We start from the raw sequence: 14,935 nt of genomic DNA on the forward strand, positions 1-14,935 counted from the left end.
GAAACTAACTACCTTTAAAAAATCTTTCTATTCTATGCGTTGGTTCCTCTTTATTGTTTTTTATATTCTTGTTGATATTTATGCCTTTCAGGCTATAAAAACTATTACAAAAAATCCGTGGTTACATGGAGTTTATGTATTTGTTTCTCTTGCCGTTTTGGCGGGCTTGATTTATGAACTTTCGTTTTTGGGCTCTGCCAAAGCGATAGCACCTCCAAAAATGTATTCCTTCGGGATTTTCCTTGCAGTTTTTGCACCTAAATTACTACTGGTTATCTTTATGTTTGGAGAAGATATAGTTCGTTTTTTTGTTGCTATTTTTATGAAAATAGGTGGCAGCGACCAATCTTTTTATATGCCCTCCCGCAGAAAATTTGTTAGTACAATTGCCCTTGGTATTGCAGCAATTCCCTTTGCTTCTTTAATCTATGGGATGGTGCAAGGAAAATACAACTATAAAGTTTTAAAGTATGCTTTAGAATTTGACGATTTACCGGATGAATTTGACGGTTTCACTTTAACACAAATTAGCGACGTTCATAGCGGTAGTTTTGACAATCACAACAAAGTGTTATATGCTATAGATCTTATAAACGAGCAGCAGAGCGATGTGATACTTTTTACGGGAGATTTAGTGAATAATGTTGCTGATGAAATGAACGAGTGGAAACAACTTTTTTCTACCTTAAAAGCTCCACAAGGCGTTTTTTCGGTTTTAGGAAACCATGATTATGGAGATTATGTAAAGTGGGAAAGTGCATCGGAAAAAGCAGAAAATCTGGAGAGGCTAAAAAAACTTCAAAAGGAAATGGGGTGGAATCTGTTATTAAATGAAAACCGTTATCTTGAAAGAAACGGTCAAAAAATTGCGTTGATTGGTGTTGAAAACTGGGGAGAAAATGGTTTTAAACAAGCTGGTGACCTCAACAAAGCTTGTGAAGGGATTTTAGAAACTGATTTTAAAATTTTGATGAGTCATGATCCATCACATTGGCAATCGAAAGTAAAGCAAGATCCACGTCATTTTCATTTAACTTTAAGTGGCCATACACATGGAATGCAATTTGGTATTGAGATTCCCGGGATTATAAAATGGAGCCCCATAAAGTATCGTTATAAAAATTGGGCTGGAATTTACGAGGAATTTGGAAGGTATATTAACGTAAACCGTGGCTTTGGGTTTTTAGGATATCCTGGACGCGTTGGTATTTGGCCAGAAATTACTGTAATCCAACTTAAAAAAAGAGACAATACGGTATAATATTCGGGAAATGTTATATTTGTATTGTAATTGTTCAAGTAACACTATAGATAGATGTCAAAGTTTGGAGAATTAATTGAAGCACGTACCCCAGTTCTGTTAGATTTTTTTGCAGAATGGGATGAGGCATGTAAAGATATGCACCCAGTATTACGCGATGTTGCCGCCGCGCTTGGGGATAAAGCGCGTGTAATAAAAATAGATGTAGATAAAAATAAAGAACTTGCTGAAGCCCTTAGAGTTAAAGGCTTGCCTACGCTAATGATCTACAAAAATGGCGAAATGAAATGGCGCCAAAGTGGGGAACAAGATGCCAATACGCTTATTGGTCTTGTAACCGAATACATTTAATAGATAATTGAACTGGTTTTCCAGCCTTTTTCTAAAATAAACTCTAAGACTTTCGGCAGTACATACCGAAGGTTTTTTTCTGCTTTTAAGCTATCATGAAATACAATTACGCTTCCTGGTTTTATATGTTTTAAAACATTTTGAAGGCATTTTTCACCGGAAATACTTGCGTCATAATCATAGCTTATTATATTCCACATAACGATTTTGAAACCCTTTTTCTGAAGCATTTTTGCTTGCTTTGGAAATATACGACCATAGGGAGGACGAAATAATTTTGAATTGATTAACGCTGATGCCTGTATTGTGTTTTCAATATAGTTTGAAGGAGTTGTTTTCACGCCATTCAAATGATTGAAGGTGTGGTTGCCAACCGCATGCCCTTCCGAAGAAATCCTTTTATAAATTTCTGGGTGTTTTTTTACATTCTCACCAATGCAGAAAAAAGTTGCTTTAGCATCGTATTTCTTTAATTCGTCCAAAACCCAAGGGGTAACCTCAGGAATAGGTCCATCATCAAAAGTTAGGTAAACGGAATTTTTTGAACGTGAAAAAGCCCAAATTCGTTCAGGATATAACCACTGAATAAACTTGGGCATTTTTACCACATCAAACTTCAAAATAGTTTAGTTTACGGGAGTTTCATTTTCTATTTCTTGACTTGGATCACGTTCCATTCTTTTCAATAAGTTTGAATCTAATGGAATTTCAATCGAAGCATCTTTTTCTACATCTCTATCCAAATCCATAGCTTCATCAGGAGAGTAAAAATGACGGAATAACTTCAAATAATCATTGAATTTTTTTGCTTCTGCACGTGCGTAGGCTTCATCATCGTCATAAACAACAAGTTGTACTAAGCTTCGGTAGCGCTCCATATCGCTAATAATGTCTTCGGCTATTGCGCGTTGTTTGCTAAATTTTAAGCCGTTGTAATACAGAAGGTGTTCTTGGTATTTTGCAGTTACATCTTTATAAACCTTTCTGGCTTTTTCAATATTTTCCAATTCATAATAACCAATTACATAAGGCTCTAAAAGGGAATAATATTCAAAATATTTCACAGGCATTTTTTCCATTGCCAAATCCAAGATTTTTTCTGCCTTTTCTTTTTCATCTTGGTTTATCAGCGCTTCTGCGAGTCTTGCAAGGTTGCTTCTATAAGTTATACCGTTTCTGCGAGTTTCAGTATCGTGATAAATGTCTGGGCTGCCACTATTGCCCCAATCCCAGCTCATAACAATATCATACATTTTATCGGCGTCAATTCTACCCATATCAAAAGGGTTTCTTTTGTCTATGGCGCTTTTAATTGGCACCAATTTATAGACAACGCCATCCAATTGAAGGTAGTCTTTCATCCATAAATAATCATCATCACCAAAACTGCCTCCGCTGAAATAAATAGGACGTTCCCAATTATTATTAGCAACTATATCAAGCATCATCATTCGGTTTTTGTAGATAATATCGCCTTTTAGGTTTATGTCTATATACGGTACAATCTTATCTGCATCTTTAGCATCTACTATTCCATTGCGGAGCACGGCATCTTTATCAACCGGAATTCGTAACACTTTTGAAGGAAACGTATTTACTTGTTGGCCACTTGGAAGCTCCATTTGTGTTGCTGGGCTGTCGTTTGCAACAAAATTCATCCAGGTTTTAATGTCTATAGTATCTTGAGTAGTTTTTTGGTGAATTAAAAAATCTCGCGAACCCCACTTATATTTATCGTGCGTTAGCTGCGAAGGAATTGGGTCGCTTGTAAACGCTTTCTTTTTCATATCGTCAATGTACCAATCTGTTTGAAATAAGCTGGTATTAACAATCCGAACATCTTGGCGGTAGCCTTCAACATTTTGGGCATACCAAAGCGCAAAAGTGTCATTATCTCCAATGGTGAAAAGTATTGCGTTTTCATCACAGGAATCCAGATACATCTTCCCCATAGATTGTGCTGTATAACGGTTGCTGCGATCGTGGTCGTCCCAGTTTTGTGAAGCCAGCAATACGGGTGCTGCCAAAACGGTTACAATAAGCACTACGGGAAGCGCTATTTTTGGCTTCAAATAATTTTTCATAAGGTCAAAAAGCGCATAAACACCATACCCTATCCACATTGCAAACACATAGAAACTCCCTACCAATGCATAATCACGCTCTCGGGGTTCAAAAGGTCTTTCGTTGAGGTATATTTTTAATGCTAATCCTGTGAAAAGGAATAAAACCAACAGTATCCAAAAGCTTTTTTGATCGTTTTTAAAGTGAAAAACCAAGCCGATGATTCCTAAAATAAGAGGAAGGAAAAAGTAAGTGTTCCGTGCTTTGTTGTTTTTCATATCGCTGGGCAGATTATCCTGACTCCCCAAACGGAGCTGATCTATAAAATCGATGCCACTTAGCCAATTACCATGTAGATCTGTGTATTGTCCTTGCACATCGTCTTGTCTTCCGGTGAAATTCCACATAAAATAACGCCAATACATATACCCAAACTGGAATTCGAGCATAAATTTCATATTCTGAAAGAAGGAAGGTTTTTTGATGTCGAGAAATTGCCCAAAATTCTTTAAAAATTTGTCGTAGTCACTTTTGTCAACCAACTCTTGGTTGTAGGCTTGTTTAAATTTATTTACTTCTTCAACCAATCTGGGTTCGCTTAAATATTCACTTTTAATTGAAAATTCGAGTCCGCCAGTAAACTCCATATAATTGGCGCTGTGCTCGGTGCTCCACATTCTCGGCATGATTCCTTTTTGCGAATCTTCGGTGTTTTGGCTGGCATTCTTATAGTTGTTTACAATAATGTATTTGCCAGTTTCTTCGTCCTTTTCGTACTTTGGTTTGTCGTCTTTATAAGGGTTGTCTTCATCAAGACCTACATAACTTTCGGTGAAATGGGGTCCGTAAAATAAATGTGTTTCTGGGTATTGTTCGCGATTGTAATAGGCTAACAACTCACGGGCGTTGTTTGGGTTGTTTTCATTGATTACAGTACCTGCATTTGCGCGAATAGGAAGCATCAACCAGCTAGAAAAGCCAATGAAGATAAAAAGGATGCAAAGAAGCAGGGTATTAAGTTGTGTAAAATTCTTTTTTCTGGTGAAACGCAATCCGTATATAAAAAGAACTATGAACAGTAATGCTGCGAAGATGGTTCCAGAGTTAAATGGAAGCCCGATGCTATTGACGAAAAATAATTCTGAAGCACTAAAAAACTTCATCGTCATTGGCAATAAAAGCTTAAAGATAAAAAGCAAAATAGCCACAGTAACTATGTTTGCGATTATAAAATTTCTGGTTGTAATGCTTTTGTAGTGCTTGAAAAAATAAAGGAAACCAATAGCAGGAATAGTTAATAATGCCATAAAATGAATTCCAAAAGAAAGTCCGATAATAAAAGCGATAAGTATTGCCCAGCGATTTCCACGAGGTTCAAGCATTTCACGTTCCCAGCGTAATGCGGTATAAAACAAGACAGCCATTAAAAATGCGGCACTTGCATAAACTTCCGCTTCCACAGCATTGTACCAAAAACTATCTGTAAAGGCAAAGGCTAATGACCCAACGGCAGCGCTTCCCAAAATAGCGATTGCACTTGTTTTTTCAATTGCTTGATGTTTGGAGATTACATTTGTAAGTAAAATGGTTAACGACCAAAACATAAAAAGAATCGTAAATGCACTTGCAAAAACAGACATTAAGTTGATGGTAAGCGCAATATAGGAGGCGTCTGGCGCAAAAATAGAGAAGAATGCTCCTAAAAGTTGAAAGAGTGGAGCCCCTGGTGGGTGACCAACTTCAAGGTTGCTTGATGTGGCAATATATTCCCCGGCATCCCAAAAACTTACAGTTGGTTCTACTGTTAGCCAGTAGGTTGTAAGAGCAATAGCGAACACAAGCCAGCCTGTAATTTTGTTCCATTTTATAAAGTTGAAAGAACCCATAGTACATAAAATTTTAATGGGACGAATTTACTAATAATATAGATAGCCCCAAGTATGTAATTGGAGTAACGTACAATCTATTCTGATATTTTTTTGGAGTCTTGAAACATTTTAAAAATGAAACTGAATTTTTCTAAAAAAATATTTGGAGATGACAAACTTTGTATTAAATTTGCACCTCCAAAGTTAAAAATATTCTTAACTTCGGTAAGCGAAAGCTTAATTTTATTGGAATTGGCCCATGGTGTAACTGGCAACACGTCTGTTTTTGGTACAGAAGAGTCTAGGTTCGAGCCCTAGTGGGCCAACAAAAATTAAATCCCGATCTTGAAAAAGCTTGGGATTTTTTTATTTGCAAGATTTTAAAAATAGAGCTTAAGTGGACTCGCGTGGCCGTGCGTAACAAAGTCTAGTGGTTAATACACTTGAGTTTTCTGCATTTTTACTACCATTCAAGCTATAAAAACTTGGAGGTTTTTTTAAAATATTTTAAAAAAAAATAAAAACAGTATTGTTTGTTAATAACAAAGCTTAAAACTCAATAGGAACGCTTTCTTGTAATAAAATCCAGCTATACTTTTTTACCCCAGATTTGTCTAAATCAAATACAGAATAATACCGTAGTAACTGTGTGCTATCTTTTGGGTTGTCGAAAATAGGTGTCAGTGTATCATTCATATTGCTTTTATGAATGTTAAAGCGATTAACAGCTTGTTTCCATATAGAATCGTTCCAAAAATATAAGTAGTACTCATTAAAATTAGTGTCTTTCAGTTTAGCATTTACCAATAAAAGATTTCTGTCAAAATTTTTCATTTTTAACGCTTGAAGGGTTGCGCCTATACTTTCTGGAATAGAAAGTTGTGGTAATTTTTCATTTTCAAAGTGTATGTATGTGGTTTGTGTATTTAAGTTTACATTTTTTACATAGGCATAAAACATATCTTCTTTTCCCGTAAAATTGGCGTCTACCGCCCCTTCGGGTACTACAACAAGATTTTCTTTTTCTTCAATTACTGCTGCTGCTTCGATTGCCTCTGTTGCTTCGATTGCCTCTGTTGCTTCGATGCTGTTTAGGTCTGTTTCTACAATTTGTTTGTTGTTCGTCTCTTTGCAGCCAAGCACTAATAAAAGTATGATTACGGAAATAGCCTTCATTTATATTTTAAAAGTTATTACAGGCATATTGGCGTGGTTAACCATGTCTTCACTAATGCTGCCATTAAAGAAGTGTGAAATTCCTTTACGGCCATGCGTTCCCATCCCAATTAATTGTGCGTTTATTTGTTTTGCAAAATTAAGGATGCCTTTTTCTACTGAAGTATCGTTGTAAATATTAATCGTATAATTTTCGACTCCCATGCCTTTTACAAAGTCCTGCATCATAATTGTTGCTTGAGCTGAGGTTTTAAAATTTGCGGGAGTATTTACAAAAAGCAAATGCATTTTAGCTTCAACTTTTCTAGCAAATTTTTGTGCTTTATCCATTGCTCCAAGACCTTCTTTAGAAAAATCTGTGGCAAATACAAAGTCTGTTATATTGAAGTCAGCGTGATAATTTTTAATTACAAGAACAGGTGTCTTGGAGGTGCGTACAACTTTTTCAGTATTACTACCTACAAACATTTCTTTAAAACCACTCGCGCCATTAGAGCCCATTACAATGAGATCTATATCGTTTTTAGCGCAGGCTTCTTCAATATCTTCATAGATCTCGTTGTGCCCAATGGCTTCGTTTGTGGTTATTCCTTTAAGGTATTCTTTTTCTCTAAGGTCGCTAAAGCGTTTTTCAGCAAGTTTTATAAAAAATAAACTTTCAGGAAGACTGCCGGAATCATTAGAAGAGGTAAGGTGGAGTGGCATTTCCATGGAGTGTAGAACATAAATTTCACTATTGTGTTTTTTAGAAAGCTGGATGGCTACTTTTAGTGCGTTTTCAGCTTGTTCAGAGAAATCTGTAGGGACGAGGATTCGTTTCATATCTATAAGTTATTTAGAAGGTTTTTTGTTAGCAGTAATTTACGAAAATAAATCGTTTGGCCTTGGTTTTTATAATATTAAAAAATATAGTATATTTGCACCGAATTTGATATGAAACTATCTGAGGGGACTAAAAGTCCCCTCTTTTTATAGCTTAAAATGATGCGTGAAAAAGTAGCACAACTGCTGGAAAGTGCGCTAGAGAAAAACAAATCACTGTTTTTGATCGACCTCAATATTTCTGAAGAAAACCAAATACGGGTCATCCTGGACGGCGATAAAGGCGTTACGGTAGAGGACTGTATTGACGTTAGCCGCGAAATTGAACACAATCTGGACAGAGAAGAATATGATTTTTCTTTAGAAGTGATGTCTTCGGGTGTTTCGGAACCATTAACTTTACCACGGCAGTACAAAAAAAATATTGGGAGAATCTTAAAAGTGAGAACCAAAAACGATGAAAAAATTGAGGGTGAGCTAATTTCTTCAACCGAAGAAAGTTGTACCTTAACATGGTCTGCGCGCGAGCCCAAACCAATTGGTAAAGGGAAAGTGACCGTTCAAAAAGAGGCGACACTGCCCTACAAAGATATTATGGAAGCAAAAGTGATGATAACATTTTAATTGGATTGACATGGAAAATTTAGCACTGATCGATTCTTTTTCAGAATTTAAAGACGACAAACAAATAGATAGAGTAACGCTAATGGCGATACTTGAAGACGTTTTCAGAAACGCACTAAAGAAAAAATACGGAAGTGACGACAACTTTGATATTATTGTAAACCCTGATAAGGGCGATCTTGAAATATGGAGAAATCGGATAGTGGTTGCTGATGGGGAAGTGGAAGATCCAAACGAGGAAATTTCTTTAACTGAAGCACAAAAAATTGAGCCAGATTTTGAAATTGGAGAAGATGTTTCGGAAGAAGTAAAATTAATCGATCTTGGTCGCCGTTCTATTTTGGCATTGCGCCAAAACCTTATTTCGAAAATTCACGAACACGATAACACTATTATATACAAGCAGTTTAAGGATCTGGAAGGGGAAATTTACACTGCAGAAGTACATCACATTCGTCACAGAGCTGTCATTCTTTTAGATGATGAAGGAAATGAAATAATCCTTCCAAAGGAAAAACAAATTCCTTCAGATTTCTTTAGAAAAGGTGATAACGTACGTGGAATCATTGAAAGTGTAGATTTGAAAGGAAACAAACCTACTATTATAATGAGTCGCGCAAATCCAATTTTCCTAGAAAAATTGTTTGAGCAAGAAATTCCAGAAGTTTTTGATGGCTTAATAACCGTTAAAAAAGTTGTTCGTATTCCAGGTGAAAAAGCAAAGGTAGCCGTAGATTCATACGATGATCGTATTGATCCTGTTGGTGCTTGTGTGGGGATGAAAGGATCTAGAATTCATGGAATTGTTCGCGAATTAGGGAATGAAAACATAGATGTTATAAATTATACAACCAACCTCAACCTTTATATTACCCGAGCCTTGAGCCCTGCAAAAGTAACTTCAATCAAAATTGATGAAGTTAAAAAACGCGCTGAGGTTATTCTTCGTCCAGAAGAAGTAAGTAAAGCAATTGGTCGTGGCGGGCATAACATTCGTCTGGCAGGACAATTAACTGGCTATGAGATAGATGTGCTTCGCGAAGGGGCAGAAGAAGATGTAGAATTAAGTGAATTCTCAGATGAAATTGAAGGCTGGGTAATCCAGGAATTCCATAAAATTGGACTTGACACTGCAAAAAGTGTATTAGAGCATGACATCAACGATTTGGTTAAAAGAACCGACCTTGAAGAGGAAACCATCCTTGATGTAATAAATATATTAAAAGAAGAATTTGAAGAGTAGTTGAAACTTTAATTACTTTTATACAAATTTTTTAAATTGAAAATTAGGAAAAGCATTTATGGCTGAAGAAAAATCGATAAGGCTAAACAAAGTATTGCGTGAATTCAACATTTCGCTGGATCGTGCTGTGGAATTTTTAAAAGATCACGGTCACGAGATAGACGCGCGCCCTACTACAAAAATTTCTAATAAGGAGTACGAGATACTTTTTGAAGAATTTGAAACCGACAAAAGTAAAAAAGTAGCTTCTAAAGAAGTAGGGGAAGAAAAGCGAAAGGAAAAAGAAGAACTCCGCTTAGAGCGCGAACGCGAGATCGAAGAAAAGCAAAAGAAAGAAGAGTCTTCTAGAGTCATTAAGGCTGAAGCTAAACTAGAAGGTCCAAAACAAGTGGGCAAAATCGATCTTGAAGCAGGAAAAGCCAAAAAGGAAGCCCCAAAAGCTGAAGAAAAACCAGTTGAGGTTGTTGCTGAAAAGAAAGAAAATAAGGAGGAGCAGAAAGAAGAAAAAGTTGAAACTCCTGAAGTTGTAGCCGAAAGCCCTAAAGTAGCCATAAAAGAAGAGTCAAAACCGGAAGCTGTGGCTCCTGTAGAAGAAGTAAAAGCTGAGAAAGAAGAAAAAGTTACTGAAAAACCTAAAGAAATTCCAGTAGAAAAAAAGGAAACTGAAAAGGTTGTAGCTGAAAAAACTTCAGAAGAAACAAAAGAAGAGGCGCTTAAACAGTCAGATACAGTTACTACTCAATACAGAAAACTTGAAGGCCCAAACTTTACGGGACAAAAAATTGATCTTACTCAATTTAAAAAACCAGAGAAGAAAAAAGACCCTAAAGCGGACGATAAAAAAGATAAAAAAGGAAAACGTCGTAGAATAAGTAAGGAAGCACCTAAAAACGGAGCTTCTGGCGGCGGAAATAACTTTAAAGATAATCGCGGCGGTGGCGGTGCGAGAAAAGGACGTACAAATACACCTAAAGAAGAGCCTAGCGAAGAAGAAGTACAAAAACAAGTACGTGAAACCTTGGAGAAACTTCAAGGGAAATCTTCTAAAGGAAAAGGAGCTAAATACCGACGTGAAAAACGTGATACGCACCGTCAAAAATCGGACGAGCTTGCACAGCAAGAAGCAGATAGCAAGCTTATAAAAGTTACAGAGTTTGTTACTGCAAATGAAATGGCAACCATGATGGATGTACCAGTTACCAAAATTATCTCAGCCTGTATGAGCTTAGGTATGATGGTAACGATGAACCAACGTCTAGATGCTGAAACATTAAGTATTGTAGCAGAAGAATTTGGTTACGAATTAGAATTTGTAACCGCAGATATTGAAGAATCAATTGATCGTGAAATAGATGCGCCAGAAGATCTTGAGCCACGTGCGCCAATTGTTACTGTAATGGGGCATGTTGACCACGGTAAAACGTCGCTTTTAGATTACATCCGTAAGGAAAATGTAATTGCTGGAGAATCTGGTGGTATCACTCAGCACATTGGTGCTTATGGTGTAGAGCTAGATAATGGGCAGAAAATAGCATTCCTTGATACTCCTGGTCACGAAGCGTTTACCGCAATGCGTGCCCGTGGAGCACAGGTTACTGACCTTGCAATTATTGTGGTTGCAGCAGATGATGCTATTATGCCACAAACTAAAGAAGCTATTAGCCACGCACAAGCTGCTGGGGTTCCAATAGTGTTTGCAATTAATAAAATTGATAAACCCAATGCAAATCCTGATAAGATAAAAGAAGGTCTTGCAAGCATGAATCTCTTAGTTGAAGATTGGGGTGGAAAAATACAATCACACGATATTTCAGCAAAAACTGGAGATGGTGTAAAAGAATTACTTGAAAAAGTATTGCTTGAAGCTGAATTACTAGAGTTAACAGCAAACCCAAACCGTCAAGCAAATGGAACTGTTGTAGAAGCATTCCTAGATAAAGGTCGTGGATATGTTTCAACAGTATTGGTTCAAGGGGGAACGCTTAAAGTTGGAGATTACGTTCTTGCTGGTCAACACAGCGGAAAAGTGAAGGCAATGCAAGATGAACGTGGTAACAGTATTAAAGCAGCTGGCCCATCAACGCCAGTATCTGTTCTTGGTTTAGACGGCGCACCACAAGCGGGGGATAAATTCAACGTATTTGAAGACGAACGTGAAGCAAAAGCAATTGCTACAAAACGTACGCAACTTCAGCGTGAGCAGTCTGTTAGAACACAACGCCATATTACACTTGATGAAATTGGTAGACGTATTGCACTAGGTGATTTCAAAGAATTAAACATAATCCTAAAAGGAGATGTGGATGGTTCTGTGGAAGCCTTGACAGACTCATTATTAAAACTTTCAACTGAAGAAATTCAGGTTAATATAATCCACAAAGCAGTTGGTCCAATTACCGAAAGCGATGTATTGTTAGCTTCTGCTTCAGATGCAATTATAATTGGTTTCAACGTTCGCCCAATGGGGAATGCGCGCCAGATTGCAGATAAGGAAGAAATTGACATCCGTACCTATTCTATCATTTATGACGCCATAAATGATGTGAAAGATGCAATGGAAGGAATGCTTTCTCCAGAAATGAAGGAAGAAATTACGGGTACTGCAGAAATACGTGAAACATTCAAGATTTCGAAAGTTGGTACTATTGCAGGGTGTATGGTATTAACTGGTAAAATATTTAGAAACTCAGGCATTCGTCTTATCCGTGAAGGTGTAGTGGTTTACACTGGAGAGCTTGCTTCATTAAAACGTTTTAAAGACGATGTGAAGGAAGTAGCAAAAGGATACGATTGTGGTATTCAAGTTAAAAACTATAACGATATCTACGAGAACGACATCATTGAAGCGTTCCAAGAAGTAGAAATTAAGAAAAAGTTGAAATAATTCAACTAAGAATTAAATTCTTAAAACGGCTTGAAAATCTAGTTTTCAAGCCGTTTTTTTATTTTTTAGCACTTTAACTTTCTAAAAGCTGTAACATCAAGAAATTTTAAGTGTCTATTAAGAAACTTTTCAAATGAATATTTCGCTAAAAAAGTTATTTTTTTTTTCAATGGTAAGCTTTGGGTTTTCTTTGAATGCGCAAACATTAGACAGCATTCCCAGAAAAAAAATATCCATCCCAAGAATCACTGTTGCACCAAAAATTGATGGTGTTTTAAACGATGCTGCATGGCAAGATGCGCCAATTGCCACAAATTTTGTAGAACGGGTGCCTACTAATGGCAAACCCATTCCCGATAGTTTAAAAACCGATGTCAAAATAGTGTATGACGACTTAGGAATCTATTTTGGAGCAACAATGAAAGACCCAGAACCCGATAAAATTTTAAAAGAACTTACCGAAAGAGACGGAATTGGCAATGATGATTTTTTCTTTGTGCTTCTGAATGGCTATAACGACAGGCAACAAAGTTTGCAGTTTATTGTTACAGCTGCAGGAGTGCAGTATGATGCCAAAATGACCAATGAAAACGAAGATGCTTCTTGGAACGGAATCTGGTATAGCGCAGTTCAAATAAATGATGATAGCTGGGTAGCAGAAATATTTATTCCCTATTCAGAAGTGCGTTTTCCACACAAAAATGTACAATTGTGGGGCTTAAATATGGAACGTGAAATGCGACGAACCAGAACAAGATATAGTTGGAGCCATATAGACAATACAAAAGGTGCTTTTTCAATTTATGATGGCGAAATTTATGGAATTGAAAACATACAATCGCCCACCAGACTTTCTTTTCAACCATATGTTTCTACCTATGTAAACGATTTTGACGGCAATACCGAAACAATTTTTAACGGAGGAATGGATTTAAAATATGGTATCAACGATGCGTTTACCATAGATATGGTTTTGATTCCAGACTTTGGACAGTCAAAATTTGATGCTGAAGTTTTAAACCTCTCCGCTTTTGAAGTACAGTATGAAGAAAACCGTCCGTTTTTTACCGAAGGAACAGAGCTTTTCACCAAAGGAGGGCTTTTTTATTCACGTAGAATAGGAGGGCGTCCCTCAGGAGATGTTGTGCTTTCCGAAAACGAAGAAACAGAAATTTTTCCTAGTTCCGTAGATTTAATAAATGCCTTTAAAATTTCTGGAAGAACCGATGGAAACCTTGGAATTGGTGTTTTTAACGCCATTACAGAAAAAACCTACGCTACCATAAAAGATACTTTAACCAATGAAACTCGAAAAAGTTTGGTAGAACCATTGTCAAACTACAATATTTTGGTTTTAGACCAGCGTTTTGGGGATAATTCATCAGCGTCTTTTGTAAATACAAACGTTAGTCGTGAAGGCGATTTTCGTAATGCCAATGCTACGGGTTTGTATCTTGATGTTACTAATAAAAAGAATACCCTTAACTATTTCGCAAATGTGGAAGGTAGTTGGGTAAACGAGGAAGACATTAAATTTGGAATGGAAGCGAGTGCTGGAATGGGGAAAATTAGTGGAAAACACCGTGTTTCTGGTCAAATAAATTTTAGAACGAAAGACTATGACATTAATGATATGGGGTATTCTAGTGAAACAAACTATATAAATTATTCTGGCTACTATGGTTACCGATACTTGCAGCCGAAGGGATTTTTGAATACTATGTATCTAAATTTTAATTTGAATTATACCCGAAGATTAGAAACGGATCTTTACAGTAATTTTCTTTTCAATTTTAATTCAAGCTTTACAACGAAAGAGTTTTTAGGTTTTGGTGGTGGCTTTGAAATGACTCCCTTCGGAAAAAATGATATTTATGAAGCTCGTGCAGAAAACAGCTACGTAAAAGTGCCTGATTACTATGATGTTTGGGGATGGATTTCTACAGATTATAGAAAAAAATTAGCGACAGATTTAACAATAGATTGGTATAAATACAACGAAGCAGGACGTGGTGAATTAATTTTAGAATTAAAACCCCAATACCGTTTTTCAGATAAATGGAAGCTTTTTTTAAGCTCAAGAGCTATTCTTTCAGATAAAGAAGAAGGCTATGTAGACAAGGTTGATGAAGCTATTGTTTTTGGAAAGCGTGACAGAAATACCTTAATTAACTCTTTGGAGTCGCAATATATTTTTAACAATAAAATGGCGTTAAACTTGGCTTTTCGTCATTATTATTCCGAAGTAGAATACAGTCAATTTTACAATTTGCAAAACGATGGCAGCTTGTTAGAAAATTCAATTTTCAACGAAAATCAGGATGCTACCTATAATAATTGGAACATAGACCTTCGTTTTTCTTGGTGGTTTGCGCCTGGAAGTCAGTTAACATTGCTTTATAGAAATGCGATGGAGAATTATATGACGCATTCCCGTGTTAATTTTTCAAACAACTTTAATAATTTATTTGATGAGCCGCAGCTTAATAGTATTTCTCTGCGCGTTAGTTACTATTTAGACTACAACAGGATGAAATCTTGGTTTGGTCCAAAGGACAACAGCGCTAAAGTTGGGAATACTTCTAGGAATGGTAAAATGTATGCATCTGGCATGTTGCATAATGCAGGTTTTAAAATATAGA

At 36.5% G+C, this 14,935-nt stretch carries 10 protein-coding genes and 1 tRNA gene; 7 read left to right on the forward strand and 4 right to left on the reverse strand.

All coding sequences use genetic code 11. The features are described from left to right. Positions 1–34: 34 nt before the first annotated feature. Together ABJ955_RS06825 and ABJ955_RS06830 are read left to right on the forward strand one after the other, a co-directional pair. Positions 35–1,261, forward strand: coding sequence for a metallophosphoesterase (locus ABJ955_RS06825; RefSeq protein ID WP_347373849.1), 1,227 nt, complete (start codon positions 35–37; stop codon positions 1,259–1,261). A gap of 54 nt (positions 1,262–1,315) precedes the next feature. Beyond that, positions 1,316–1,612 (forward strand): thioredoxin family protein, encoded by a 297-nt coding sequence (locus ABJ955_RS06830; RefSeq protein WP_347373850.1) that lies wholly within the window; start codon positions 1,316–1,318, stop codon positions 1,610–1,612. Here the strand turns inward: ABJ955_RS06830 and ABJ955_RS06835 are convergent. Next, a complete protein-coding gene (locus ABJ955_RS06835) occupies positions 1,609–2,211 on the reverse strand; it encodes a polysaccharide deacetylase family protein (protein ID WP_347373851.1) in 603 nt (200 codons plus the stop codon). The genes ABJ955_RS06830 and ABJ955_RS06835 overlap by 4 nt on opposite strands. 27 nt (positions 2,212–2,238) lie before the next feature. Further along, positions 2,239–5,562: a DUF2723 domain-containing protein gene (locus tag ABJ955_RS06840; protein ID WP_347373852.1), complete on the reverse strand. Its 3,324-nt coding sequence runs from the start codon at positions 5,560–5,562 to the stop codon at positions 2,239–2,241. 235 nt (positions 5,563–5,797) lie between these two features. Between ABJ955_RS06840 and ABJ955_RS06845 the strand changes: the two genes are divergently transcribed. Beyond that, positions 5,798–5,870 (forward strand) — tRNA-Gln (locus ABJ955_RS06845). Between the two features lie 223 nt (positions 5,871–6,093). Here the strand turns inward: ABJ955_RS06845 and ABJ955_RS06850 are convergent. Further along, a complete protein-coding gene (locus tag ABJ955_RS06850; RefSeq protein ID WP_347373853.1) occupies positions 6,094–6,720 on the reverse strand; it encodes a hypothetical protein in 627 nt (208 codons plus the stop codon). Continuing rightward, entirely contained in the window at positions 6,721–7,542 is an 822-nt protein-coding gene (locus ABJ955_RS06855) for a universal stress protein (protein ID WP_347373854.1), read from the reverse strand. 159 nt (positions 7,543–7,701) lie between these two features. Here ABJ955_RS06855 and rimP point away from each other — a divergent pair, with 159 nt between their 5' ends. From rimP to ABJ955_RS06875, 4 genes are all read left to right on the forward strand, one after another. Continuing rightward, positions 7,702–8,166, forward strand: a complete 465-nt coding sequence (rimP, locus tag ABJ955_RS06860) for a ribosome assembly cofactor RimP (RefSeq protein WP_347373855.1) — start codon at positions 7,702–7,704, stop codon at positions 8,164–8,166. A gap of 10 nt (positions 8,167–8,176) precedes the next feature. Continuing rightward, a complete protein-coding gene (gene nusA, locus ABJ955_RS06865; RefSeq protein ID WP_347373856.1) occupies positions 8,177–9,409 on the forward strand; it encodes a transcription termination factor NusA in 1,233 nt (410 codons plus the stop codon). A gap of 58 nt (positions 9,410–9,467) precedes the next feature. Further along, positions 9,468–12,293 (forward strand): translation initiation factor IF-2, encoded by a 2,826-nt coding sequence (gene infB, locus ABJ955_RS06870; protein ID WP_347373857.1) that lies wholly within the window; start codon positions 9,468–9,470, stop codon positions 12,291–12,293. Between the two features lie 133 nt (positions 12,294–12,426). Further along, complete coding sequence (locus ABJ955_RS06875) at positions 12,427–14,934, forward strand: DUF5916 domain-containing protein (protein WP_347373858.1); 2,508 nt, start codon at positions 12,427–12,429, stop codon at positions 14,932–14,934. Position 14,935 lies beyond the last annotated feature (1 nt).

It is taken from the genome of Aequorivita sp. Q41 (assembly GCF_039831855.1).
In the GTDB taxonomy this organism is placed as follows: Bacteria; Bacteroidota; Bacteroidia; order Flavobacteriales; family Flavobacteriaceae; genus Aequorivita.

Coding starts and splice junctions, on each gene's coding strand:
- ABJ955_RS06825 (WP_347373849.1), top strand. CDS start 35: ATGCGTTGGTTCCTCTTTATTGTTTTTTATATTCTTGTTGATATTTAT.
- ABJ955_RS06830 (WP_347373850.1), top strand. CDS start 1,316: ATGTCAAAGTTTGGAGAATTAATTGAAGCACGTACCCCAGTTCTGTTA.
- ABJ955_RS06835 (WP_347373851.1), bottom strand. CDS start 2,211: ATGCCCAAGTTTATTCAGTGGTTATATCCTGAACGAATTTGGGCTTTT.
- ABJ955_RS06840 (WP_347373852.1), bottom strand. CDS start 5,562: ATGGGTTCTTTCAACTTTATAAAATGGAACAAAATTACAGGCTGGCTT.
- ABJ955_RS06850 (WP_347373853.1), bottom strand. CDS start 6,720: ATGAAGGCTATTTCCGTAATCATACTTTTATTAGTGCTTGGCTGCAAA.
- ABJ955_RS06855 (WP_347373854.1), bottom strand. CDS start 7,542: ATGAAACGAATCCTCGTCCCTACAGATTTCTCTGAACAAGCTGAAAAC.
- rimP (WP_347373855.1), top strand. CDS start 7,702: ATGATGCGTGAAAAAGTAGCACAACTGCTGGAAAGTGCGCTAGAGAAA.
- nusA (WP_347373856.1), top strand. CDS start 8,177: ATGGAAAATTTAGCACTGATCGATTCTTTTTCAGAATTTAAAGACGAC.
- infB (WP_347373857.1), top strand. CDS start 9,468: ATGGCTGAAGAAAAATCGATAAGGCTAAACAAAGTATTGCGTGAATTC.
- ABJ955_RS06875 (WP_347373858.1), top strand. CDS start 12,427: ATGAATATTTCGCTAAAAAAGTTATTTTTTTTTTCAATGGTAAGCTTT.